The sequence below is a fragment of the Stenotrophomonas sp. P2112 genome (genome assembly GCF_041897515.1).
GTDB lineage: Bacteria > Pseudomonadota > Gammaproteobacteria > Xanthomonadales > Xanthomonadaceae > Stenotrophomonas > Stenotrophomonas sepilia.
Window position 1 is genome coordinate 1,427,751 of sequence record NZ_CP169216.1, and the last position, 24,989, is coordinate 1,452,739.

At 67.8% G+C, this 24,989-nt stretch carries 19 protein-coding genes; 11 read left to right on the forward strand and 8 right to left on the reverse strand.

The window, feature by feature from the left end:
* Positions 1–18: 18 nt before the first annotated feature.
* From ACEPA4_RS06635 to ACEPA4_RS06650, 4 genes are read right to left on the reverse strand one after another with little or no spacing between them, the layout of a single operon-like run.
* Positions 19–1,056, reverse strand: a complete 1,038-nt coding sequence (locus ACEPA4_RS06635) for a spore coat U domain-containing protein (protein WP_262090885.1) — start codon at positions 1,054–1,056, stop codon at positions 19–21.
* Positions 1,053–3,425: a fimbria/pilus outer membrane usher protein gene (locus tag ACEPA4_RS06640; protein ID WP_262090886.1), complete on the reverse strand. Its 2,373-nt coding sequence runs from the start codon at positions 3,423–3,425 to the stop codon at positions 1,053–1,055. Before ACEPA4_RS06640 ends, ACEPA4_RS06635 begins: the two co-directional genes overlap by 4 nt.
* Before the next feature lie 7 nt (positions 3,426–3,432).
* Positions 3,433–4,182, reverse strand: a complete 750-nt coding sequence (locus tag ACEPA4_RS06645) for a molecular chaperone (protein WP_005415861.1) — start codon at positions 4,180–4,182, stop codon at positions 3,433–3,435.
* On the reverse strand, positions 4,182–4,646 hold the full coding sequence (locus tag ACEPA4_RS06650) for a spore coat U domain-containing protein (protein ID WP_372486457.1): 465 nt from the start codon (positions 4,644–4,646) through the stop codon (positions 4,182–4,184). Before ACEPA4_RS06650 ends, ACEPA4_RS06645 begins: the two co-directional genes overlap by 1 nt.
* A gap of 296 nt (positions 4,647–4,942) precedes the next feature.
* On the opposite strand from ACEPA4_RS06650, the gene map reads away from it, so the two are divergent.
* The 6 genes from map to dapE are packed head-to-tail and all read left to right on the forward strand — an operon-like array spanning position 4,943 to position 11,833.
* Positions 4,943–5,728 (forward strand): type I methionyl aminopeptidase, encoded by a 786-nt coding sequence (gene map, locus ACEPA4_RS06655; RefSeq protein WP_032955117.1) that lies wholly within the window; start codon positions 4,943–4,945, stop codon positions 5,726–5,728.
* Positions 5,729–5,730: 2 nt separating this feature from the next.
* A complete protein-coding gene (locus ACEPA4_RS06660) occupies positions 5,731–8,358 on the forward strand; it encodes a [protein-PII] uridylyltransferase (RefSeq protein WP_053497109.1) in 2,628 nt (875 codons plus the stop codon).
* Positions 8,358–9,437, forward strand: a complete 1,080-nt coding sequence (dapD, locus tag ACEPA4_RS06665) for a 2,3,4,5-tetrahydropyridine-2,6-dicarboxylate N-succinyltransferase (RefSeq protein WP_065177430.1) — start codon at positions 8,358–8,360, stop codon at positions 9,435–9,437. The genes ACEPA4_RS06660 and dapD overlap by 1 nt, the downstream gene beginning before the upstream one ends.
* A 2-nt stretch (positions 9,438–9,439) precedes the next feature.
* Positions 9,440–10,306 carry a hypothetical protein gene (locus ACEPA4_RS06670; protein WP_262090887.1) on the forward strand — a complete coding sequence of 289 codons (867 nt, stop codon included), beginning with the start codon at positions 9,440–9,442 and terminating at the stop codon, positions 10,304–10,306.
* A gap of 31 nt (positions 10,307–10,337) precedes the next feature.
* On the forward strand, positions 10,338–10,709 hold the full coding sequence (locus ACEPA4_RS06675) for an arsenate reductase (RefSeq protein WP_170944942.1): 372 nt from the start codon (positions 10,338–10,340) through the stop codon (positions 10,707–10,709).
* A complete protein-coding gene (dapE, locus tag ACEPA4_RS06680; RefSeq protein ID WP_005415868.1) occupies positions 10,706–11,833 on the forward strand; it encodes a succinyl-diaminopimelate desuccinylase in 1,128 nt (375 codons plus the stop codon). The genes ACEPA4_RS06675 and dapE overlap by 4 nt, the downstream gene beginning before the upstream one ends.
* A 55-nt stretch (positions 11,834–11,888) precedes the next feature.
* On the opposite strand, the gene ACEPA4_RS06685 is transcribed toward dapE, so the two are convergent.
* Positions 11,889–12,767, reverse strand: a complete 879-nt coding sequence (locus tag ACEPA4_RS06685) for a tetratricopeptide repeat protein (RefSeq protein WP_065186365.1) — start codon at positions 12,765–12,767, stop codon at positions 11,889–11,891.
* 340 nt (positions 12,768–13,107) lie between these two features.
* On the opposite strand from ACEPA4_RS06685, the gene asnB reads away from it, so the two are divergent.
* Both asnB and ACEPA4_RS06695 read left to right on the forward strand, forming a co-directional pair.
* Entirely contained in the window at positions 13,108–14,799 is a 1,692-nt protein-coding gene (gene asnB, locus ACEPA4_RS06690; RefSeq protein WP_005415869.1) for an asparagine synthase B, read from the forward strand.
* A 101-nt stretch (positions 14,800–14,900) separates the two neighbouring features.
* Positions 14,901–16,289 carry a cation:proton antiporter gene (locus tag ACEPA4_RS06695; RefSeq protein ID WP_069137982.1) on the forward strand — a complete coding sequence of 463 codons (1,389 nt, stop codon included), beginning with the start codon at positions 14,901–14,903 and terminating at the stop codon, positions 16,287–16,289.
* An 82-nt stretch (positions 16,290–16,371) separates the two neighbouring features.
* Here the strand turns inward: ACEPA4_RS06695 and ACEPA4_RS06700 are convergent, their stop codons facing one another.
* Positions 16,372–18,699: a penicillin acylase family protein gene (locus ACEPA4_RS06700; protein WP_262090889.1), complete on the reverse strand. Its 2,328-nt coding sequence runs from the start codon at positions 18,697–18,699 to the stop codon at positions 16,372–16,374.
* Between the two features lie 124 nt (positions 18,700–18,823).
* On the opposite strand from ACEPA4_RS06700, the gene bfr reads away from it, so the two are divergent.
* Positions 18,824–19,312 carry a bacterioferritin gene (gene bfr / locus ACEPA4_RS06705; protein WP_005415872.1) on the forward strand — a complete coding sequence of 163 codons (489 nt, stop codon included), beginning with the start codon at positions 18,824–18,826 and terminating at the stop codon, positions 19,310–19,312.
* A gap of 378 nt (positions 19,313–19,690) precedes the next feature.
* Here bfr and parC read toward each other — a convergent pair whose 3' ends face one another.
* The gene (gene parC / locus ACEPA4_RS06710; RefSeq protein WP_005415873.1) at positions 19,691–21,934 is read right to left on the reverse strand and encodes a DNA topoisomerase IV subunit A; all 2,244 of its coding nucleotides are present in this window, start codon (positions 21,932–21,934) and stop codon (positions 19,691–19,693) included.
* A gap of 59 nt (positions 21,935–21,993) precedes the next feature.
* Complete coding sequence (locus ACEPA4_RS06715; protein ID WP_262090890.1) at positions 21,994–22,875, reverse strand: AraC family transcriptional regulator; 882 nt, start codon at positions 22,873–22,875, stop codon at positions 21,994–21,996.
* A gap of 172 nt (positions 22,876–23,047) precedes the next feature.
* Here ACEPA4_RS06715 and emrR point away from each other — a divergent pair, with 172 nt between their 5' ends.
* Complete coding sequence (emrR, locus tag ACEPA4_RS06720) at positions 23,048–23,491, forward strand: multidrug efflux system transcriptional regulator EmrR (protein WP_005415875.1); 444 nt, start codon at positions 23,048–23,050, stop codon at positions 23,489–23,491.
* A complete protein-coding gene (emrC, locus tag ACEPA4_RS06725) occupies positions 23,488–24,981 on the forward strand; it encodes a multidrug efflux transporter outer membrane subunit EmrC (RefSeq protein WP_262090891.1) in 1,494 nt (497 codons plus the stop codon). Before emrR ends, emrC begins: the two co-directional genes overlap by 4 nt.
* Positions 24,982–24,989: the final 8 nt, after the last annotated feature.

The following is a 24,989-nucleotide window of genomic DNA, read 5'->3' on the forward strand; positions in this document are numbered from 1 at the left end:
CGTTGGTCGGCACGCAGGTCAGTAGTTGATCGTCACCGTCACCAGGTCGTTGTAGGTGCCGGCCGGGGGCTGGCCGGTGACCGGCGGTACCCGGCCGTAGATGGTCAGCTGCTGTGCGCTTCCGGTGCCGGTGCTGCTGGCCGTGTCGACCGTCAGGGTGTTGCCCCAACGCTGGCTTCGTGCCGGATCCCGGTACAGCTCGTAGGGCAGGTAGTAGGTGCTGTTGCCGATGGTGGTGGCCATGCGCCGGGTGGTGGTGGCGGCGGGATTGTTCCGGCCGTTGTTCAGGCCGACCTGGAAGGCGGTGTTCTTCAGGCAGGTCAGGGTGAGGGTGGCGGTCTGGTCGACGTTGGCCGGGATGCCGCCGGTGACGTTGCCGAAATTCATGTTGGTGGTGACGTAGCTGCCGCATTGCGGCAGCACGTTGGCGGTAGCGGTGAAACTGAAGGCCGCGCTCGCGCTGTTGGTACCGGTGGCGCCGCCGTTGCATGTGGCGGGGACGGTGGCGCTACCGGCCAGCACCTCGTTCCAGGCCCAGGTCAGCACCACGCTGGCACCGCTGAAAGTGCTGCTGTACGCGCCGGAGGCCAGGACCTGGTTGGCCGGAATCTGACCGAACAGCTGCACAGTCTGCGCACCACTACCGCCGGTCAGCAGCGGTACGTTGTAGCTCATGGTCAGCTCCTGCGCTGGCGGCGTGCCGCGCGGGACCAGGCCAGTGACCTGGCCGAAGCTGGCGTTGTTGTACAGCTGGAAATTCATCGTGTCGCTGGTAGAGGTGGCCATCGTGCGGAACGTGGAACTGCTGCCGCCGCCACTGCCTGCGCCGATGCCCACGCAGACGCGCACGCCGGTGGTGGCCAGCAGGCTCAGCGCGGCAGTGGTGCAGGTCACCGTGATGTTGAGGTTGGCCGTGCTCGGGCCGGGTGCATTGCTGTTGATGTTGCCGAAGGGCAGGGTCGGATCGGCGACCGCCGTGCAGACCGCGGTGGCGCCGGCCGGCGCCGCTGCCAGCAGGCCGGCCCACAGCAGCAGGAAGAGCAGCAGCACCCTCATGGCGCCACCTCCGGAATGCACTGCTGCGGTGCCGGCTCCGGGCGGGCACCGGACGCCACCACCTTGGGCAGGTCCGGTACCTTCACCCGGCACGGGCCATGGCTGGTGGTGACGTACAGCACGCTTCCGGCGGCGACATCTTCCAGGTAGAGCAGGCCGTCGTAGCCGACCGTGGCCTGGCGACCGTCAGGCAGCTGCACCTCGCTGCCCACCTCCAGAGGCTGGCCGTCCATCGCCAGCAGGGTCAGGCTCAGTGACGACCGCGAACGCAGCTGGAAGGTCACGCGGGTGCCGGCGCGCTGGCGCGGCGTGACCCAGTCCTCGATGCGGTCGGCACGCATGTCTTCGGGCAGGTCCAGGGTGTCGATCGAGACCCGGTTGCGCTGCCAGGACAGCAACGGACTGACCAGCAGCAGGCCGCGATCATCGGTGACACCGATCAGGCGGTTCTCAAGCCGCACCGGGACGCCGCCGACGCCATTGGTGCTGATCACCGCGAACGCATCGGATACCTCGCGCGTGGCGAAGGCGTGCCCGCCCATCCATACCAGGCTGCCGCTGGCACTGGCGTAGGCATAGTTGAGCCCGCCCTGGCGCGAGGCGCCGAATGAATAGCGGCCGACATCGTTGAGGATGCCAACTTCGGCCAGGCCGCCGTTGCCGTCCTCGCCGTGGCGCAGCTGTGCGCGCCAGCCGACGCCGCCGGCACTGCCATCGCCGGGCACCGGCTGGGTCACGTCCGCCACCCAGCTCTGGCTGTCGCCGTTGCGCTGGCTGGAGAGGCTGGCCTGGCGATTGTTGCCCAGGCTGGCAGTCATCGACAGGTAGATGCTGCGGTCATCGCTGCGGTCCAGGTTCTGGTTCACCGACAGGTAGGCCGACCAGCGTTGGCTCCAGGTGCGCGACCAGAACAGGCTGGCATAGCGGTTGTCGTCGCCGTCGGGGTAGCGCAGGCGCAGATAGCTGGCGCTGAGCGTGCCCAGCCGCAGCAGGTCCAGGCCGACCGTGGCCTGCTCGCTGATGCTTGGTGGCAGGTTGCCCTGCAGCGCGCCCAGGTCGCGGTAGTCGCCGTGGCTGCGCACGCTGCGCAGATTGACGTTGAAGCGACGGTTGTTCCAGCTGTAGCCCAGCGCCCATTGCCCACCCTGCAGGCCGTGGTAGTTACTGTGCGCATAGGCGGCATTGAACACGCCGGCGGCGCCGAGCAGCCACCAGCCGCCAATGCCGCCCTGGGCCAGGCCGCCGCCGCCTTCGGCATGCGCCTCGCCGGTGAACGCGTCGGTGACACCGCCGCGCCAGCTGGCGCTGGCTACCGTGCGATCGTCATAGGCGAAGGAGCGCTCGCCGAAATCCCGGCGCAGGTGGCCGACGCCGACCGACCAGTCCGACAGGCCCTTGGCCAGCAGCTGCTGGGTGCCGTAGAAGCTGAAGTCCAGCGTCTGCATGCGTCCGAATGCGTCGGTCACCACCACCTGCGCGGTGCCGGTGCCGCTGATGCCGGGCTGTGCTGCGAGCTGGAAGGGACCGACCGGCACCTGCCCGCTGTACTGGCGCAGGCCATCGACATACAGCTCGACCGTGGAGGGCACCACGGCCTGGCCGAGGAAGCTCGGCGTGGGCGTCAGCACGCGGTAGGGCTGCAGGCCATAGTTGCGGCCGATCTGCAGGCCGCCCAGGCGCACGGGGCGGGTCCAGTCGACGAACCCGCTGTAGAAATCGCCGACCTCCAGGGTCGTTGCGCTATCGGGGAAATCCAGGCTCCAGCGTGTGTCCAGACGCACGCTGGAGCCGCGCCAATGACGATCGCCGGGTTGCTGGTAGCGGCGGCTGATGGCGGTGTTCTCGAAAGTGCCATTGCCGATACCGAACACGCGCAGCTCCGAGCTCAGGCTGAGGGTGCCGAGCGTGTCCACCCGGCTGCCGTAGACGTCGTAGTTGAGCAGCACGCCGGGCGAGGCGCTGCCGGTGGGGGCGCGCGTCTGCGGGCGGCTGAGCACGGTGGTGGGCAGCGTCAGCTGGTCCAGCGGCACGTCCAGCGCCAAGGTCTGCATGTGGGCGTCGTAGCGCACCACCGCACCGCTGATCTGGTCCAGGTAGACCGGTGCATCGCCGCTGGCGTTGAAGCCGAGCTGGCGCAGCACTTCGGGGCTGGCCTGCAGCCGGCCACGGTTCTCGGTGAACGGCAGCAGGCCGCGCGGCGTGCTGTTGAGCGACACATCCAGGTACAGCGTCTGGCTGGCGGTCAGTGGGGTGGGGGCGGGCAGGATCGCATCGGCCGACACGCCGGATACATCAGCAGCCGTGGCCACGCCGGACACATCGGCGGCCTCGGTCGCCGCGGGAACCAGGGCAGCCAGCAACGCGCCCATCATGGCCTCAGCGAGCCGGTGGGGGCGACAGTGGCGTCTGTTCCGACTCGCCATTGAGCTTGGCCGTGATCTGGTCGTTGTCGCGGTCGATCACCGTGCGTTCGATCGGCCAGCGCATCACCTGGCCGGGCAGTACGTAGCCCAGCAGCCCGGGATGGACGATGCGCGGGCGCGTGGCGCTGCCCAGCGCGAGATCGGCGATCTGAGCGTAACTGTTGCCCGAATTGGCTACTTCGACGCCGTTGCGGCCGTCCGCCAGCTTTACCAGCCGGGCCTGCAGCTGCGGCGCCAGCGTGCCGGCCGAGGGCTGCACGAACACCGGGATCGAATAGCGCAGGACGAACTGCATGCCACCCGCGCGGGTGGCCAGGTCGGGCACCTCGTCAACGATCAGGCGGTAATGTTGCTGTGCCGCTGGCGGTTCCTTGTCCGCACGCATGACCCGCACCAGCTGCTGCTGTCCGGCGGCCAGTTCCTGCATCGGCGGAGTGGCCATCAACGCATCGGTGGGCAGCAGCTGTTCCTGGCCGTCCTGCTGCACCCAGCGGAACACGCGTACCTGCAGCTTCACCGGTGAGGTGCCGCTGTTGGTCAGCCACAATTCGCCGGCACGCTGGCGGGCTTCCAGCTGCAGGCTGGTCGGGGCCACCTGCAGGCTGGTAGCGCCGGCGGCCGCGATGGCGAGCAGGTACAGGGCGAGCAGCGCCACGCCGGTGGCGCGCCACGGGCGGGATCCGGCCATGCGGGCGTGCTCCATCAATAGGTGATCGTGGCGGTAACCGTATCCAGGTAGCTACCGGCGGCCGGGTTGTTGGTGCTCAGGTTCAGGATCTGGCCGTAGACGATGTAAGGCACGGCCAGGCCGGTGCCGATGCCGGCCTGGGTGTTGGTGCCGGTTGTGGCGCCCCAGACCAGGGTATGTGCGGCATCCTGGTAGAGCTGGTAGCCGACGTAGTTGTTGGCGGTCACCGCCGCATTGGTGTTCTTCATCCGCCGAGTGGTGACGTCATTGGCGGTGCTGGCATTGGCGCCCGCATTCAGCGAGATCGTGTACGGGGTCAGTGCCGAGCACTGGGCGGTTACCGTGCCCTGGCCCAGGGTGGGCGTGGTGGTGGTTGATGCCGCGGTGCCGAAATCCACGTTGGTCGCGGCCGCCGCCGTGATGGTGCAGGCCTTGGTGACCACCAGGGTGACATTGAAGGTGGTGGTGTCGGCGGCCATTGCCGGGCTGGACAGCAGGAACCCGGCCACGGCCCATGCCAGCGGGGATCGAACTGGGGATCGCATGAACAACCTCCCTGACCCGAAGGTCCGTTGAACAAGGCGAAGACGGCACGTTCGGTGCCGCTTGGACGACGGTGGGTCCAGCTTAGGAGGCGTAAGTGTCTGTAATCCGTGATAATTAGGCAGACGAAAGAGCGGAGGCCATCACGCTTTCACTTTCATTGCCGGAACCGTGCATGACCCGGATCGGCAGTTGGGTGGCGTTCGTTCAGATTGCGGCCGGATCGGCGATAATGGGTGCCATGAGCGTGAATCTGAAAACCCCGCAGGAAATCGAGATGATGCGCATCGCCGGCCGCCTGGCCAGCGAAGTGCTCGACATCGTCACCCCCCACGTCAAGCCCGGTGTCACCACCGAGGAACTGGACCGCATCTGCCACGACCACATCGTGAACGTGCAGGGCGCGATTCCGGCCAACGTCGGCTACCGCGGCTTCCCGAAGACCGTGTGCACCTCGGTCAACAATGTCATCTGCCACGGCATCCCCAGCGAAGGGAAGGTGCTCAAGGATGGCGACATCATCAATATCGACGTCACCGTCATCAAGGACGGCTGGCACGGCGACACCAGCCGCATGTACTTCGTCGGCACCCCGTCGGTGATGGCCCGCCGCCTGGTGGAAACCACGTACGAAGCCATGTGGCGCGGCATCCGCGCGGTGCGCCCGGGGGCCACCCTGGGCGACATCGGCCATGCCATTCAGAGCTATGCCGAAGGCGAGCGTTTCAGCGTGGTGCGCGAGTACTGCGGCCACGGCATCGGCAAGGTCTACCACGACGAGCCGCAGGTGGTGCATTACGGCCGCCCGGGCCAGGGCCTGGTGCTGCAGCCCGGCATGACCTTCACCATCGAACCGATGATCAACGAGGGCACCCGCTACAACAAGGTGCTGCCGGATGGCTGGACCGTGGTGACCAAGGACCGCAAGCTGTCGGCGCAGTGGGAGCACATGGTCGCGGTCACCGAGACCGGCGTCGACGTGCTGACGCTGTCGCCGGGCGAGTCGCAGGTCTCCTGACGATGCTGCCGGCGAGTTCGCTGCTGGACACGCCGGCCGCGTCGCTCAACGACCCGGACTGGGCTGCTGCCGCGCGCCAGGCGCTGCAGCAGGCCGACGCGCGCCTGTATCGCCGCTTCGACCAGGGCGACAACATCGAGCGCCTGCTGGCGCTGCGGGCGCGCGCGGCCGACCATCTGATCCGCCTGGCCTGGCAGCGTTGCCTGCCGGCCGACAGCGGCCTGTCGCTGTTCGCGGTCGGTGGCTATGGCCGGGGGGAACTGTTTCCGCGTTCGGACATCGACCTGCTGGTGTTCGGCGACCCGCCCGCACAACTGGCGCATGAAGCGGCATTGGCACGCCTGTTCGCGCTGCTGTGGGACTGCGGATTGGCGGTCAGCCATGCGGTGCGTTCTGCATTGCAGTGCCGCGAGGCGGCGGCTGACCAGACCGTGCTGACCGCGCTGATCGAGGCGCGTCCGATCCTGGCTGATGATGCAGCGCGCCGTGCGCTGCGCGAGGCCATCGACGACCGCGAGCTGTGGCCGGCGCGTGCCTTCTTCCTGGCCAAGCTGGAAGAGCTGCGCAACCGCCACCAGCGCTTCGGCGATACTGCCGACAACCTGGAGCCGGATCTCAAGGATGGTCCCGGCGGCCTGCGCGATCTCAACACGCTGGGCTGGATGGCGCTGCGCGCCTTCGGCGTACGCGACCTGGAAGCGCTGGTCGGCCTGGGCCACCTGGGTGCCGACGAAGCGGCTGCGCTGAAGCGCGAGCGTGCGGTGCTGGCGCGGCTGCGCTTCGGCCTGCACCTGGTCGCGCGCCGCCCGGAAGAGCGCCTGCGTTTCGATTACCAGAAGACCCTGGCCGCGCGCCTGGGCTTCGAAGACGATGCCGAGAATCTCGGTGTCGAGAAAATGATGCAGGGCTTCTACCGCGCCGCGCTAGTGGTGCGCCGGATCAGCGACCGCCTGCTGCAGCGCTTCGAGGAACAGTTCGATGGCGAGGCCCAGCCGGAACCGCTGACCGTGGGCTTCTCCCTGCGCCGCGGCTACCTGGCCGCCAACGAGGCCGACTGGCCGCGCGGTGACATCGGCCAGGTGTTCGCCCTGTTTTCCAGCTGGGCCAACAATCCACAGGTGCGAGGCCTGCATTCGCTGACCGCGCGCGCGCTGGCCGAAGCGCTGCCGTTGTTGCCGGCCTACGACCAGGCCGATGCCGATGCACGCGAGCAGTTCCTGTCCCTGCTGCGCGGCCAGCGCCCGGTCGACACGCTTTCGCGCATGGCGCGGCTGGGCGTGCTTGGCCAGTGGATCCCCGCGTTTGCCCAGGTCAGCGGGCGCATGCAGTTCGACCTGTTCCATGTCTATACGGTCGACCAGCACACGCTGATGGTCCTGCGCAACATCGGCCAGTTCGCCAGCAGCCGTGCCGACGAGCGCTTCTCGATCGCGCACGAAGTGTGGCCACGCCTGCGCAAGCCGGAACTGCTGCTGCTGGCTGGCCTGTTCCATGACATCGCCAAGGGCCGCGGCGGCGACCACTCGGAACTGGGTGCGGTGGACGCGCGTGCGTTCTGCCAGGCGCATGCGCTCAGTGGCACCGATACCGAGCTGGTGGCATGGCTGGTCGAACAGCATCTGCGCATGTCGGTGACCGCGCAGAAGCAGGACATCGCCGATCCGGTGGTGATCCATCGCTTCGCCACTCTGGTCGGCAGCCGCGACCGCCTGGACTACCTGTACCTGCTGACCTGTGCCGACATCGCCGGCACCAGCCCGAAGCTGTGGAATGCCTGGAAGGACCGCCTGCTGGCCGACCTGTACTTCGCCACCCGGCGCGCGCTGCGCGAGGGGCTGGAGCATCCGGTACCGGCCGCCGAACGCGTGGCCGAGGCACGTGACAGCGTGCGCGCACTGGTGCGCGAGCAGGGTTACGACGATGCCACCATTGATCGCCAGTTCGCGGTGATGCCGGATGAGGGCTTCATTCGTCTGCGCCCCGAGCAGCTGGCCTGGCAGGCAGCCGCGCTGGTACCGGTGAAGCAGGGCCAGGCGCTGGTGAAGGTGCGCCGGATCAGTGTGGATGACCCGGCGCTGGAAGTGTTCGTGCACTCGCCCGACCGCGACGGCCTGTTCGCCGCGATCGTGATGACCCTGGACCGCAAGGGCTATGGCATTCACCGCGCACGCGTGCTGGACGGTCCGGCCGATACCATCTTCGATACCTTCGAAGTGAACCCGGCCGACACGTTTGCCGATGGCAGCAGTGCCAACCTGGAGGCGGCGCTGCGCGAGGCACTCAGTGGTGACCTGGCGCGCCTGCGGCCGTCGCGCCGTGTGGTACCGCGGCAACTGCGGCACTTCCGCTTCGCTCCGCGCATCGAGTTCCGCGATGAACCGGGCGCAACCCGTTTTGCCCTGGTCGCTCCCGACCGTCCCGGCCTGCTGGCCGATGTGGCGTTCGTGCTGCGCAACCAGGGACTGCGCGTGCATGATGCGCGCATTGCCACGTTCGGCGAGCGCGCCGAAGACACCTTCGTGATCAGTGACGAACACGACCTCCCCCTGACTGAACCTGCCCGGCAGCAGCTGCATGACGCAATGCTGGCCTGCCTGGACCCTGATCGAAACGCCGGAGACCCCGCCTGATGGCCACCAAGCCCGCCAAGAAGACCGCTGCGACCCCCAAGAGCGCAGCGGCCCGGAAACCTGCTGTAGCCGCACCGGCCGCAAAGAAGGCCACTGCGCCGAAGAAGGCCGCTGCGGTGAAGGCCCCGGCGAAGAAAATGGCTGCGGTCAAGCGTGCTGTGAAGAAGCCGGCCCCGGCCAAGAGCGCCGAAGCCGTCCGCGCCGAAACCATCGCCCGCAAGTCGCTGCGCAAGCCGTCGGCACCCGGCGTGGAAGAACTCAAGTTCGGTATCGAAAGCGCCTTCGAGCGCCGCGCCACGTTGACCCTGCATGAGCTGGAAGGCTCGACCAAGCCGCTGGTCAACCGCGTGATCGACGGTCTCGAGAGCGGTGAATTCCGCGTCGCCGAGCCGGACGGCCAGGGCGGCTGGAAGGTCAACGAGTGGCTGAAGAAGGCCGTGCTGCTGTATTTCCGCGTCAATGACATGGCGGTGGTCGATGCACGACCGGCACCGTTCTGGGACAAGGTCGAATCGCGCTTCGCCGGCTATGACGAAGCGAAGTTCCGCCGTGGCGGCGTGCGCGTTGTGCCCGGTGCGATCGCCCGCCGCGGCACGTACTTCGGCAAGGACGTAGTGCTGATGCCGAGCTTCACCAACATCGGCGCCTACGTCGGCGAAGGCACCATGGTCGATACCTGGGCCACCGTCGGTTCCTGCGCCCAGATCGGCCAGCACTGCCACCTGTCCGGCGGCGCCGGCATCGGCGGCGTACTGGAGCCGCTGCAGGCCAGCCCGACCATCATCGAGGACCACTGCTTCATCGGTGCGCGTTCGGAAGTGGTGGAGGGCGTGGTGGTGGGCCACCACAGTGTGATCGGCATGGGCGTGTTCCTCAGCCAGAGCACCCGCATCTACAACCGCGCCACCGGCGAGATCAGCTACGGCTACATCCCGCCGTACAGCGTGGTGGTGTCCGGCTCGCTGCCGAGCAAGGACGGCACCCACTCGCTGTACTGCGCGGTGATCGTCAAGCAGGTTGATGCCAAGACCCGCAGCAAGACCAGCGTCAACGACCTGCTGCGCGGCCTGGCCGACTGAAGGTGAGTGCGCCGGAGGAGCTGGCGCAGTCCGCGATCTACCGGCATCCGTCCGACAACGCGTTCGGACGGATGCTGCCGCGCCTGCTGCACGCTCCGCGCTGGACCCGGTTGCGCCGGGCACTGTCGCGGCGCTGGCCGATGCCGGTGCTGGTCAGCGACGTGCGCGACGTGGTCTACGCGAGCTGGTGGGTCGATGTGCGCCATGCCCCGCCAGCGCCACCAGGCCATCACTACGTGGTCCATGCCGGACGCACGCCTTACACCGTTCTCAGCTATCGCCATGGCCACTTCGGGCCGGCGCTGGCGGGACCGCTGCGCTGCCTGATGCCGTCGCCAGGGCAGAGCAACTGGCGCTGGTACCTGCGCCGTGACGATGATCCGGGCGGGACCCCGGTCGTGCTGTTCGATCGCAACGTGATGGACCAGCTGGCCTTCGTCGCCGGCGCGCGCGCTTTCAGCGATGCCATGCAGCCCCACCTGTCCACGCGCTTCGAGCATGTGGTGCGCGTCGATGGCGATGGGCACACCCTGATCGAAGGCGGGCAGGGGAGTGCGCCTGCGCTGCACCTGCAGTGGCGGGCCGCTGCGGGCTGGGAGGACGGGGCGTGGCGGGGGGGCTTCGGGGGCCATCAGGCCCTGCTGCGCTTCCTGACCTGCCAGGATGAGGCCATTGCGCGCACCTGCGACCGGCGCTGGGCCAGCACCCGCATCGCACTGCAGGTGGATGTCGACAGCCTGCAGCCGCTGCAGCTGGAAGGCGAACTGCAGTGCCCGCGCCTGCAGGCGATGGACGTGGCGCTGCACGAGGGGCTGGCCTTCCGGCTGCCAAGGGTACCGTTCCGGGTCGTGTCCGAGCGCCTGTTGTGAGATTCTGGGCCTCTGTTTTCCAGCATCACAGATGGCCATGAGTACCACTGTCTACGGTTTGAAGAACTGCGATACCTGCAAGAAGGCGAGCAAGTGGCTGGACCGCTTCGGCGTGCCGTACACCTTCGTCGACTACCGCGACAACAAGCCGAGCCCGGAAACACTGCTGGCGTGGGCTGAGCAGCTGGGTGGCCTGGCCGCGATGGTCAACAGGTCCTCAACCACCTGGCGGCAGCTGCCGGACAACCGCAAGGCCGCAGATTCCGAAGCGGAATGGAAGCTGCTGCTGCGCGAGTACCCGCAGCTGATCAAGCGCCCGCTGGTGGTCACCGCCGACGGCACGGTCAGCCAGGGTTTCAGTGACAATGGCTTCAAGGCCCGCTTCGGCGTGGGTGACGCATGAGCGCGGTCCTCGACCTGACCTGCGAACTGATCGCACGGCCCTCGGTGACGCCGGACGATGCCGGCTGCCAGGCACTGCTGGCGGCACGCCTGAAGCAGGCCGGGTTCCAGTGCGATCACCTGCGGCTGGGCGAGGTCGACAACCTGTGGGCGACCCACGGCCAGGGCGCGCCGGTGCTGGTGCTGCTGGGCCACACCGACGTGGTGCCGGCGGGGCCGCGCGAGGCCTGGGCCAGCGACCCGTTCACGCCGCAGATCCGTGACGGCGTGCTGTACGGCCGTGGCACCGCCGACATGAAGGGCAGCGTGGCGGCGTTCGTGGTGGCGGCCGAGCAGTTCGTGGCCGCGCATCCCGATCATCCCGGCACGCTGGCGGTGCTGCTGACCAGCGACGAGGAGGGCGATGCCATCGATGGCGTGCGCCACGTCGCACGGCTGTTCGCCGAGCGCGGCCAACGCATCGACTGGTGCATCACCGGCGAGCCGTCGTCGACCGCGACGCTCGGTGACCTGCTGCGCGTGGGCCGTCGTGGCAGCCTGTCGGCCAAGCTGCGGGTGCAGGGCGTACAGGGCCATGTGGCGTACCCGGAGAAGGCACGCAACCCGATCCACCAGGCGGCGCCCGCCCTGGCCGAGCTGAGCGCACGGCGCTGGGATGACGGCTACGAGAGTTTCCCGCCGACCAGCCTGCAGGTCTCCAACATCCATGCCGGTACGGGCGCCAACAATGTGATTCCCGGCGAGCTCGAGGTGGATTTCAACATCCGCTACAACCCGCACTGGGATGCGCCGAAACTGGAAGCGGAGATCACCGCGCTGCTGGATCGGCATGCCCTGCAGTACACGCTGAAGTGGCATCGCAGCGGCGAACCGTTCTACACCCCGGAAGGCACGCTGCGCGCCACTGCGCGTGCGGTGCTGGCCGAGCACATCGGCCGTGCACCGGAGGAAAGCACCGGCGGCGGCACCTCCGATGCCCGCTTCATCGCGCCATTGGGCGCGCAGTGCATCGAAGTGGGGCCGGTCAACGCCAGCATCCACCAGGTGGACGAGAACGTGCGCGTGGACGAACTGGAAGCACTGCCCGGGCTGTACCAGCGGCTGGTGGAGCGGCTGCTGGTGTGAGGAGGGGGGGGGGCGATCGTTGGTCGGCACGCCCCCCGCCGGAGCTACATCTCTACTATTCTGAAAAAAGGAAGAACGGCGGCTCGACCGCCTTCTTCCAGTAACTCGGCGCGGCCATGTAGAAGTGCTGTGCTTCGGCCCTGGCGAACCAGCGCGCGGCTGCGTCGGTGTCCTTCTCCACGCCGGGCGCGCCGCGGCCCAGCAGCAGTCCGGCGAAGTACTTGCCGAACACACTGCCTTTCTCGCCAGCGCGCTGGTACAGCTGCAGCGCACGCGCAGGATCGCGTGGCAGGCCTACGCCCTTTTCCAGCAGCGCGCCCAGATCGACCTGTGCGTCGGCATCGCCACGCTCGGCGCGACGCTGGATCTGCGCAACCCGCGGATGCACGGTGTCACCCTGTGCGGCGACCGCATCCGGCAGTCGTGACGATGAACTCGGATAGCGCTCGTAGATCATTCCGCGCAGGTCCCAGCGCAGTGCCTGCTGCGCGTCGCCTTGCTGGCGATAGGCCTTGGCGAGTTCGTGGAACGCATAGGGATTGCCGTGGTAGGCGGCCGCCAGATAGGCACGTTCACCGCGTCGCCAGGACGCGCGCAGCACCGGTGCCGGGTTGATGTGGGGGCTGTCGGCATGGCGCAGCGTGCCGGAGATCCAGATCCTGCCCAGTGCTTCTTCCGCCCTGGTGTTGTGGAAGGTCCACGGCGTGACCGCTGCGGCGCGCTCGTAGTAGGCGATGGCGCGCGGATCGTTGAAGCGCTCGAAGGTCTGCGCGGTATCAAAGGCACCCTCGAAGCTGCCATCGGCGCCGCGTTGTTCCAGACCCTGCAGCTGAGCCGGCGGCAGGGGCGACGGACGGGGCGGGGTCTGGCAGGCGGCCAGGCCCAGGCAGAGCAGGGTGGCCAGCGCGGCTCTGCGTCCAGTGCGGTGTTGCATTTCCATTACACGTTTCGCGGCGGGCCATTATGCGCGCCGGGGAGTGGTTGCCAACGCAACGGTTGCGCCGTGCCGGAAACCGGAGTAGGGTCGATGCCATGTCGATCCGCCTGGCCACCGCCGTCAATAACAACAACCGCAATAATCTGCGCGCGAATAATCGTGCGCGGCCGATGCGGGACTGCGCCTTGGGTAGATAGACAGCAACACACGCCCGGACACCAGAAAACCCGCATCGGTCGATGCGGGTTTTTTTGTGCCCGGGCGCAGCCCCACCCGGGCCTGGATGGCCGGTCGAACACCCTCCCACCCGTGAAATTCCCCCAACAGGAGCTCCCCCATGTGTTCGATCTTCGGAATCTTCGGCCTGCAGGCCGGTGACGATCTTCCGGCCCTGCGCCGCCATGCGCTGGAACTGTCGCAGCGCCAGCGCCACCGCGGCCCGGACTGGAGCGGCGTGTATCTTGACGAAGGCGCGCTGCTGGTCCACGAGCGGTTGGCCATCGTCGACCCGGCCGGCGGCTCGCAACCACTGCTGTCGGCCGACGGCCAGCTGGCGCTGGCGGTCAACGGCGAGATCTACAACCACCAGCAACTGAAGGCCGCACTGACCACCGCCTATGACTTCCAGACCGGTTCGGACTGTGAAGTGATCAATGCGCTGTACCGCCAGGGCGCTTCGCCGGCGCAGTGGCTGGAGCAGCTCAATGGCATCTTCGCATTCGCGCTGTGGGACCGTGGTGCCGGTCGTGTGCTGGTGGCGCGCGACCCGGTCGGCGTGGTGCCGCTGTACTGGGGCCACGATGCCCAGGGACGCCTGCGCGTCGCCTCGGAAATGAAGGCACTGGTCGATACCTGTGCCGACGTCGCCCAGTTCCCGCCGGGCCACTATTTCGACAGTGCCAGTGGTGAGCTGGTGCGCTACTACCAGCAGCCGTGGCGCGACTACGCTGACGTGCAGGGTCGCCAGGCCGATCTGGCCGAGCTGCGCCAGGCCTTCGAGCATGCGGTGGAACGCCAGCTGATGAGCGATGTGCCGTACGGCGTGCTGCTGTCTGGTGGCCTGGACTCGTCGCTGGTGGCGGCGGTGGCCGCGCGCTATGCACGTCGTCGCATCGAGGATGGGGGGCAGACCGAAGCCTGGTGGCCGCGCCTGCACTCATTCGCGATCGGCTTGAAGGGCTCTCCCGATCTGGCCGCTGCCGCCATCGCCGCCGAGGCGCTGGGCACCGTGCATCACGGCTTCGAGTACACCTTCGAGGAGGGCCTTGATGCACTGCCGGAAGTGATCCGCCATATCGAGACCTACGACGTCACCACCATCCGCGCATCGACGCCGATGTTCCTGCTGGCACGGCGGATCAAGGCCATGGGGGTGAAGATGGTGCTTTCCGGCGAGGGCAGCGACGAGATCTTCGGTGGTTACCTGTACTTCCACAAGGCGCCGGATGCGCGTGAGTTCCACGACGAGCTGGTGCGCAAGCTCGACGCGCTGCACAACTACGACTGCCTGCGCGCCAACAAGTCGATGATGGCCTGGGGTGTGGAGCCGCGGGTGCCGTTCCTGGATCGCGAATTCCTCGATGTGGCGATGCGCTTCGACGCCGCGCACAAGATGGTCGGTGCAGGCTTTGGTAGCCGCCGCATCGAGAAGGCGGTGCTGCGCGAGGCGTTCGAAGGCTACCTGCCGGACAGCATCCTGTGGCGGCAGAAGGAGCAGTTCAGCGATGGCGTTGGCTATGGCTGGATCGATGGGCTGAAGGCGCATGCCGAAGCTCAGGTGAGCGACCGTGTGCTGGCAGCGGCCGACAAGCGCTTCCCGCACAACCCGCCGCAGACCAAGGAGGCCTACTACTACCGCCATCTGTTCGAGCAGTTCTTCCCGAGCCGGGCGGCCGCCGAGACCGTGCCGGGTGGCAAGTCCATCGCCTGCTCGTCGCCAGCGGCGATCGCGTGGGATGCCAGCTTCGCCGCTGCTGCAGATCCGTCGGGGCGTGCGATCGCTGGCGTGCACGAGCAGGCACTGGCGTAAGCCCCGAAAAGGGGCCGGAGGGGGGGCGGGGCGCTTGTGCCACCAACGACTTAATCCCCTCCGTCCCCTTTTTGTATGATCGCCCCCCTGCACATTGGGGAATGTTCATGGACGTACACAGCGGGGGCCAGGTGCCACCGACGAAGTGGGGATGGCGCTACCTGGCCTGGGCCGGGGTCCCGCTGCTGGTCGGCGTGCTGCTGGCCCGTTATGCCGGGCCGGCGGCGCCCGAAGCTGTTGCCCGTGCCACGGCCACGGCTGAAGCCACCTGGGTGCAGCATCTGGCGTCGCCGCTGGGCCTGTTCCTGCTGCAGCTGCTGGTGCTGCTGCTGGTGGCCAAGGGCGCAGGCGCGCTGCTCAAGCACTTTGGACAACCGGCGGTGATCGGCGAGATGGCCGCCGGCCTGATGATGGGCCCATTGATGCTCGGCAGCCTGTTGCCGCCGCTGCATGGAGCCTTGTTCCCGCCCAGCTCGCTGGGCCCGCTGGGCATGCTCAGCCAGTTGGGTGTGCTGATGTTCCTGCTGGTGGCCGGTGCCGAGCTGGACCTGGCGGCGCTGCGTGGACGCCGGCGTTTCGCCTTTACGGTCAGCCATGCCGGCATCGCGGTGCCGTTCGTGCTTGGCGTCGCCCTGGCGATCTGGCTGTACCCGCAGCACGGCCCACAGGGGGTGGGCTTCACGGCATTCGCACTGTTCGTCGGCATTTCGATGAGCATCACCGCCTTCCCCGTGTTGCTGCGCATCCTTGCCGATCGCGGCATCACGCAGACCCCGCTGGGTCAGACCGCCATCGCCTGCGCTGCATTGGGTGATGCCACCGCGTGGTGCCTGCTGGCGCTGATCGTGGCCGCCGCCCAGGCCAGCGGATGGCTGCCGGCCAGCCTCAACCTGCTGTGCGTGGTCGCGTTCGTGGCGCTGATGCTGGGGCTGGTGAGGCCGTGGTTCGCCCGCCAGCAGATCGCGCCGGGCCGTGAGGGGCGGTGGCTGTTGGGCATCCTGCTGCTGTCGCTGGCCAGTGCCCTGGTCACCGAGATGCTCGGCATCCATGCGCTGTTCGGTGCGTTCGCAGCGGGCGTGGCGGTGTCGTCCAATGTGCAGTTGCGCGAGCTGCTGATGGCGCGCGTCGAACCGTTCGCGGTGACGCTGCTGCTGCCGCTGTTCTTCGCCATGACCGGCCTGCGCATGCGCGCCGATACACTGCAGGCCAGCGATGGCCTGTTGTGCGTGGTGGTGATCGCGGTAGCCACGACGGGCAAGCTGCTGGGCACCTTCAGTGCCGCACGCAGTGCCGGCATGCCCGCCCGTGAGGCGTGGCGGCTGGGTGCACTGATGAACACCCGTGGCCTGATGGAGCTGATCGTGCTCAACCTGGGCTACGAACTTGGCCTGCTCGGTGACCGGCTGTTCGCGGTGCTGGTGATCATGGCGCTGGTGACAACGGCGATGACTGGGCCACTGTTGAACCTGATCGAGCGGCGTAGGGGCTGAGCGTTGAACGGTAGTGCCGGCCGCTGGCCGGCAACCTCATGATGCTGGATGCACCTGCATGGATGCCGGCCAGCGGCCGGCACTACCGCGCTGGCACCAGCGTCATGGTGTGCTGCGCCTTGCCGGGCAGGAACGGCGTCGGCCGGCCATGCACCCAGTCTTCGTGGCCGGCACCCCAGTAGGGCGACAGTGGATGCCCACTCTGGCCGCCGGGCATGTGCACGATGCCGTCGGCCTCGTGGCCCGGTGAAACCACCATGCGCTCGGAAGCGCCGAAGTTCGGCGTCTGCACGCGCGGCATGTCGCGGTCGCCGGGCAGGCGGTCGGCCGGCATGCACAGCCAGCGTTTGGCGATGTCCGGCAGCGCCCGTGCGATGGGATGGCAGATCGCCGCGGTGTTGCGTTCGCCCCAGCTGCGTTTGGCCAGCGGTCCCTGCTTGGTCAGCTCACTTTCGGTACGGCGTGCGGCGTCGATCAGCAGTGCATCCCAGCTGTCGAAGGCCGGTGGCAGCAGATTGGCCGGCCGCTGCTGCAGCATCGGCCAGGCCACGCCTTCCAGCTGCGCCAGGCGCGGCTCCAGATAGTCATCGCCCAGCTGCGCATTGGCCGGTGCCAGCAGTGCATCGGACAGTGTGTTCATCACCTGCGTACGGAACTCACGCACCACCCGGTAGCTGACCGAGCTGGCCGAGGCACGGCCGCCCCATTGATGGCTGGCCTCCTTCAAGCGCTTCAGTGCAGGGTCGTCACTGCGTTCGATGACGTCGTGCAGCAGCGCCCACCAGCGCTGCAGGAACACCGCGCGATCGTCGAGCTGGATCGCCAGCAGGTCGTGTTCATCGAAGCGCTCCTGGATCGCCAGCAGGTCGCGGATCTGCCGCGCACGGGCACCCAGGTCATAACCGCCATTGCCGACGGTAGCCAGCGCCTCGCCGTCGAGGACGCGGCCGTTGGCGGTCCACAGGCGATGGTTGGGGGGATCGATCAATGCCGGCGAGGCATCGCTGCGGATCGGCCAGGGGGCGCAGTCCTGGTTGTGGGCGGCGTTGAAGCCGGCCGGCGCGCAGCCCGGACCGCGATCCGGGCGGGCGCCGATCAGGCGCCAGGCGATGCGTCCGGTGCGGTCGCCGATCACCAGGTTCTGTGCGGGAATGCCGGCGTGGTCGGCGAACTGCAGGGCTGCGTCCAGATCACCGGCGCGGGCCAGGTCACCGAAGTCCAGGCGCACCGCACCGGGCAGCTGGGCGACCCAGCGCAGCGCGTCGCCGCTGCCATCGGCATGCGTGTGCAGGATCGGTCCCCAGGCGGTTTCGCGTACCGGGAACCGCACATCGGCCTGGCCGGCCACCGCAATCCGTTCTTCATGCACCGTCACTGCGGCATTGGCCGGTTCGGTGCGGTAGTCCGCCGTGTCAATGTAGCTGTTGGTGAAACCCCAGGCGACGTGCCCGTTGCTGCCGACGATCACGGCCGGAAGGCCCGGCAGCGAGAAGCCGGTGACGTCGACCTGGCCGCCAGCGGCCTGCGGGTCGGGGTAGCGCAGGCGCACGCGGAACCACAGGCTGGGTGCGCGCAGGCCCAGGTGCATGTCGTCGGCAACAATGGCGCGGCCGTCGGCGGTGAGCGCACCGGCCACCGCGAAGTTGTTGCTGCCGACGGCGTCGGCTTCTTCCTGCCCGGTGCCCGGTTTTCCCTTCAGCGTGCGCAGGTCCAGCTGGCTGGCATCGGGCAGCGTGGCGTTGCCGGTCGGTTCGCCGAACAGCGGTGCATCCCATTCAGTGCCGTCGTGGGCGATCAGTGCGTACAGCGCCGACGGCACCACCGCGCGGATGCGGCTGAGCGCAAGCTCGGTCTGGTTGCCGGGATCCTGCAGGTCGGCGTACATGGCCAGCCCGGTCAGCACGCTGTCGCTGGCCTGCCAAGGCTGCGGTGACTGCCGCAGCAGCAGGTACGCCCACGGCCGCACGGAGAGGTCGGCAAGGCCTTCGTTGACGCCGTCCACGTAGGCGCGCACGGCGTCGCCGTTGTCGCCCAATGCAGCGTCCATGTGTGCCTCGGTGCGTGCGCGCAAACGGTGCACGCGCATGCGCTTGTCGGCGTCGATGGCCTTCGGTCCGAACAGTGCGGACAGTTCGCCGGCGGCGCTGCGGCGCATCAGGTCCATCTCGAAGTAGCGTTCCTGCGCGTGTATGCGGCCGAGTGCGCGCATCGCGTCGGCCTGGCTGCCGGCCGTGATGGTGACCACGCCCAGCGCATCGCGTTCGAGGGTGACCGGCTTCGCCAGTCCCGGCAACGCATGCTCGCCGTCCAGATCGGCCAGGCTGCCGCGCAGCAGCAGCCACAGCACCAGGGCGGTGACCAGGACGATGGCGATCAATACGCCCAGCACCCAACGCCATGTACGTCGCATCGCACGTCCTTTCCGAACTCGTGGGCCGATTGTAGCCGCAGGCGCAACTGCGACTGATTCCGATTAGATCACCGTATTCTGAAATGCGGCACCCTATGCCACATCGATTCACAGGAGCCCCCCCATGAAAGGCAACCCGGACGTCATCGCCTGCCTGAAGGAACTGCTGCGTGGCGAGCTCGCTGCCCGCGACCAGTACTTCATCCATTCCCGCCGCTACGAGGATCAGGGCCTGTTCGCACTTTACGAACGCCTGAACCACGAGATGGAAGAGGAAACCCAGCACGCCGATGCGCTGCTGCGCCGGATCCTGTTCCTGGGCGGCGACCCGGACATGCGCCCGCATGCCACCGAGCCGGGCAAAACCGTCGAAGAGATGCTGCAGAAGGATCTCGACACTGAATACGCCGTTCGGAACAATCTCGCCGCCGGCATGAAGCTGTGCGAGGAGAAGGGCGACTACGTGAGCCGCGACATCCTGCTGGCGCAGTTGAAGGACACCGAAGAAGACCACGCCTGGTGGCTGGAACAGCAGCTGGGCCTGATCAAGCGCATCGGCCTGGAGCTGTACCAGCTGAGCAAGATCGACGGCAGCGGCGCCCCGGCGCACTGAGCCGGCACCCCGATCCGGTAGGGCCGACTGTTAGTCGGCCGCTCTCCAAAGGGCAGCCGACTAACAGTCAGCTCTACCAGACGAAGCACAGCGTTCTGTCGCCCGCCAGCACCGGAGCACCGCCAGCCAGCCTTCGCCCGCCAGCTGCTCCACCGCCCGCCAGCCGACAACGAAAAAGCCGGGGAATCCCCGGCTTTTTCGTGTCTGGGGTCAGATCCGTTTTCGACGAAAACGGCTCTGACCCCATTGGGATGGAAATCGCCAACCGAGGTTGGCGTGGACCGGGGTAATGCGTGTCAACCAATGTTGACACCTGCCAGGGGCGGTGTCCGGGGTCAGAGCCCTTTCCGGTGGAAAGGGATCCGACCCCGGTGCTCCTCACTCCACCGACAACCCTTCCACCTTCTGCCAGCCGCGCGGCAGCAGGTGGCCGCGGGTGGCGCGGGCGCCGAGGTAGGCGTCGAGCTCGTTGAACTTCAGCCCCATCGTGCGCTGGCCGGCGCGGACCTGCAGGGTCTGCCCCGGGCTGATCGCCACGATGGCGACCACGCGTTCGGTGGCGAGCTTGGCCTTCGGGATCTCGATGATCTTGTTGCCCTTGCCCTTGTCCAGTTCCGGCAGGTCGTTGGCGGCGATCGCCAGCAGGTTGCCGGAGCTGGTCACTGCAACGATGCGGTCGGTGGCGACGTTGGCCACTGCCGACGGGGTCAGCACCGACGAACCTGCAGACAGGTTCAGCATCGCCTTGCCGGCCTTGTTGCGGCCGATCAGGTTCTCGAAGCGGGTGACGAAGCCATAACCGTGGCTGGAGGCCAGCACGAAGCGGGTGTCCGGCTCGGCGCTGGCCAGGGTCACGAAGCTGGTGCCCGGTGCCGGCGAGAAGCGGCCGGTCAGCGGTTCACCATTGCCACGCGCGGAGGGCAGGGTGTGCACCGGCGTCGAGTAGGCGCGGCCCTCGCTGTCGAGGAACGCGACCTGCTGGGTGCTGCGTGCGCGCACCGCGCCCTGCAGTCCGTCGCCTTCACGGTAGGACAGGGCAGATGCATCGACGTCGTGGCCCTTGGCGGCACGGATCCAGCCCTTCTCCGACAGCACCACGGTCATCGGTTCGCTCGGCACCAGCTCGGTCTCGTCGATGGCCTGCGCCGCCTGGCGCTGCACCAGCGGCGAACGGCGTGCGTCGCCGAACTTCCTGGCGTCGGCGGTCAGTTCATCGCGGATCAGCTTCTTCAGCTTGGCTTTGCTGTCGAGGATGCCGAGGATCTTCTCGCGCTCCTTGGCCAGCTCTTCCTGCTCGCCGCGGATCTTCATCTCTTCCAGGCGGGCCAGCTGCTTCAGCTTGGTTTCCAGGATGTACTCGGCCTGTTCCTCGGACAGTCCGAAGCGCGCGATCAGCGCCGCCTTCGGTTCGTCCTCGGTACGGATGATGTGGATCACCTCGTCCAAGTTGAGGAAGGCGACCAGCAGGCCTTCCAGCAGGTGCAGGCGGCGCTCGACCTTCTGCAGGCGGTGCTGCAGGCGGCGGGTGACGGTGTTGCTGCGGAAGGTCAGCCATTCGCTGAGCAGCGTCTTCAGGTTCTTCACCTGCGGACGGCCGTCCAGCCCGATCACGTTGAGGTTGACGCGGTAGCTGCGCTCCAGGTCCGTAGTGGCGAACAGGTGGCCCATCAGCTGGTCGGCGTCGACCCTGTTCGAACGCGGCACCAGCACCACGCGCACCGGGTTGGCGTGGTCGGATTCATCGCGGATGTCTTCCAGCCACGGCAGCTTCTTGGCGCGCATCTGTGCGGCGATCTGCTCGATCACCTTCGACGGCGACACCTGGAACGGCAGCGCCGTGATCACGATGTTGCTGGCTTCCTTGGTGAAAGTCGCGCGTGCACGCACGCTGCCGTTGCCGGTCTCGTAGATGTTGCGCAGGTCATTGGCCGCGGTGATGATCTCGGCGCTGGACGGATAGTCCGGGCCCTGCACGTGTTCGCACAGGTCGCGCACGGTGGCGTCGGGGTTGTCCAGCAGGTGCAGCAGCGCGCTGACGATCTCGTTGAGATTGTGCGGCGGCACGTCGGTGGCCATGCCCACGGCGATGCCGGTGGTGCCGTTGAGCAGCAGGTGCGGCAGCCGCGCCGGCATCCAGGTCGGCTCCTGCAGGGTGCCGTCGAAGTTCGGTGCCCAGTCGGTGGTGCCCTGGCCCAGTTCGCCCAGCAGCACTTCGGCGATCGGGGTCAGCTTGGATTCGGTGTATCGCATCGCCGCGAACGACTTCGGGTCGTCGCTGGAGCCGAAGTTGCCCTGGCCCTCGATCAGCGGGTAGCGGTACGAGAACGGCTGCGCCATCAGCACCAGCGCCTCGTAGCACGCGCTGTCGCCGTGCGGGTGGTATTTACCGATGACGTCGCCGACGGTGCGCGCGGACTTCTTCGGCTTGGACGCGGCATTCAGGCCCAGCTCGCTCATCGAATAGATGATGCGGCGCTGCACCGGCTTCAGGCCGTCGCCGATGAACGGCAGGGCACGGTCCAGGACCACGTACATCGAGTAGTCGAGGTAAGCGCGTTCGGCGTACTCGCGCAGCGGCAGTTGTTCGAATCCGTGGAACACGGGGCGGGCAAGTTCGGTCATGCGGCGTTGTTACCTATGTCGGGAGGCGGCGACGGCGGTCGCCGCTCGCAATCCTGTGATTATCCGGATGCGGCGGGGGATGCCAAGCCGCGCGCAGGGTCCAGCCCGGTTTCCAGGCCGTGGCCGGCCCGCGCCAGGTAGCGCCCCGGTGGCAGCCCGAAGTGGCGGCGGAACACGGTGACGAAGGCGCTGGCGCTGCTGAAGCCCAGTGCGTGGGCGATGTCGGCGACGCTGCGGCCATCGCTCAACTGGCGCAGTGCTTCGGAGAGCCGGGCCTGCTGCCGCCACTGGGCGAAGCTGAGCGTGGTCTCGTCGCGGAAGTGGCGGGTCAGGCTGCGCGGTGACAGGCCGGCCCAGTGCGCCCATTCGGCCAGGCTGCGTTCGTCGGACGGGTCGGCCAGCAGCTGCGAGGCGATCTTCAGCAGGCGCCGGTCATGCGGCATCGGCAGGTGCATGCGCTGGCGTGGCGCTGTGCGGATCTCGTCCACCAGCACCTCGATGATGTGCTGGCGTTCGGAGGTGGTGTCGTAGCCCGGTGGCCAGTCACAGATGCGGTCGGCGAGCGCCTGCGCCAGCTTGGACAGGCCCAGCACGCAGGGATCGGAGGGCAGGGTGGCGCAGACCGGAGCCGCCAGCGCCATGCCCCAGCCACGCAGGGGGCCGTCGAGGGTGACCGTGTGTGGCTCCAGCGGTGGCATCCAGCCGGCCGAGCCCGGCGCCAGCGACCAGGTGCCGTGCGAGGTACGGGTGGTCAGCAGGCCGCGCTCGACGCAGATCAGCTGCGCGCGCTGGTGATGATGCCAATCCACTTCACGGACCAGCCCTTGCGGGCTGTCGAAACGGAAACCGACCACCGGGGGACCGTCGTTGCGCTCGAACCAGTCCAGTGCCTCGTCCCTGAGCAGGCGTTTGGGAGCGGGGATTTCTGCCTTGTTCATCATGTCTGCTGGCTGAAATGTGTCATCCATTGGCTAGATTGTACTACCGGGCCACCTGGGCAGGTCATTAAGGTAGGCGCCTTCACTGATCCAGCCCACTGCTGCAACACAGCATTCGATGCCAGATCAAATATTTCCATTGAGAAATATTTTTTTTGGAAGAGAATGCTCCCCCATGATCTGTCCTGCAACCACTCCCCCCAGCTTCGGCCTGCTGCTGCGCCAGGTGCGCGACGGCCTGGTCCGCCAACTCGACGCGTCCATGGCTGAAGAAGATCTGGGCATCGGCTTCACCCACTACATCGGGTTGAAGGTGCTTTCGAACATGGCGCCGTGCACCGCCAACGAACTGGCCCAGGCCATCGATCAGGTGCCCAGCGCGGTGACCCGGCTGCTGGACAAGCTTGAAGCGCTGGGCTGCGTCCGCCGCGAACCGCATGCGCAGGACCGGCGGGCATTGCAGATCGTGCTGACCGACGAAGGCCGCGCGCTGTGGGCACGCTTGAAGCTGCGTGGCGACGCGGTGATGGATTACGCCCTGCGTGATCTTTCCGCCGACGAGCGCACGCTGCTGCTGTCCCTCCTTACCCGAATCCGCGATTCACTGACGACCCCATGAACCCGATCCCGCATTCCACTCTCCGCCGGTCCGGGCGCGCGCTGCTGGTGTCAGCGCTGGCCCTGGCCCTGGCCGCCTGCGCCAGCAGTCGTGGCCTCAACCCGCAGGGCCACGTGCTTGACGTGGACAGCCTGCACAGCGAACGCACCCTGGCCGACACCGACCTGAGCGCCACCGGCTTCCCGGCGCAGGACTGGTGGAAGGCACTGGGTGATGCGCAGCTGGACGCGCTGGTCGCCGAGGGCCTGGCCGGCCACCCGAGCCTTGACGCCGCCGATGCCCGCCTGCGCCAGGCCCAGGCCCAGGTCGGCACCGCACGTGCCGACGAACTGCCGAGCCTGTCGGTGTCCGGTGGCTACACCGGCCTGCGCCTGCCCGAATCGATGGTCGGCAGCGAGATGGGTGGCCGTTACGGCGGCAGCAGCCAGGTCGCCTTCGACTTCAGTTATGGCGTGGACCTGTGGGGCGGCAAGCGCGCCGCCTGGGAAGCCGCCGTGGACGGCGCCCACGCCGCCACCGTTGAAGCGCAGGCCGCGCGCCTGAACCTGTCCACTGGCATCACCCAGGCCTATGCCGACCTGGCCTACGCGTGGCAGCTCAACGACGTAGCCGAGGAAGAGCTGAGCCGTTCGCAGAAGTCACTTGAACTGACCCGCCAGCGCCGCCGCGCCGGCATCGACAGTGATCTGCAGGTGCGCCAGGCCGAGGCCCGCGTGCCGGCCGCGCAGCAGCAGGTGCAGGCCGCCCAGCAGCGCATCGACGCGGCCCGCACCGCACTGGCCGCGCTGGTCGGCAAGGGCCCGGACCGTGGCCTGTCGATCCAGCGCCCGCAGCAGCTGAATCCGGTGGCATTGCAGCTGCCGGGCGTGCTGCCCAGCGAACTGCTTGGCCGCCGCCCCGACATCGTGGCCGCACGCTGGCGCGTTGAAGCGGCCGACAAGCAGATCAAGGTTGCCAAGACCAAGTTCTACCCGAGCTTCAACCTGACCGCGCTGGCCGGCGTGGTCGCCCCGAATGTGGGCGACCTGCTGAAGAGCAGTTCCACCTTCGCCTATATCGGCCCTGCGCTGAGCCTGCCGATCTTCGAGGGCGGCAAGCTGCGCGCCAACCTGGCCAATACCGATGCGCAGTACGACCTGGCGGTGGCCAACTACAACCAGACCGTGCTCGATGCGCTGCGTGATGTGGCCGACCAGGTCAACGCGGTGCGCTCGCTGGCACAGCAGGCGCAGTCGCAGCAGCAGGCGGTGGACACCGCACGCGCTGCCTTCGACCTGGCCCAGCAGCGCTACCGTGCCGGCATCGGCAGCTACCTGGACGTGCTGACCGCGCAGTCCACCCTGCTGCAGTCGCAGCAGCAGCTGGCCGGCCTGCAGTCGCAGCAGGTGCAGTCCTCGGTGCGCCTGAGCAAGGCGCTGGGCGGTGGTTTCCAGCCCACTGACGCCGACCGCGCACCGATCGCCTCCCATTCCGATTCCTCGCATTCCTGAAGATCTCC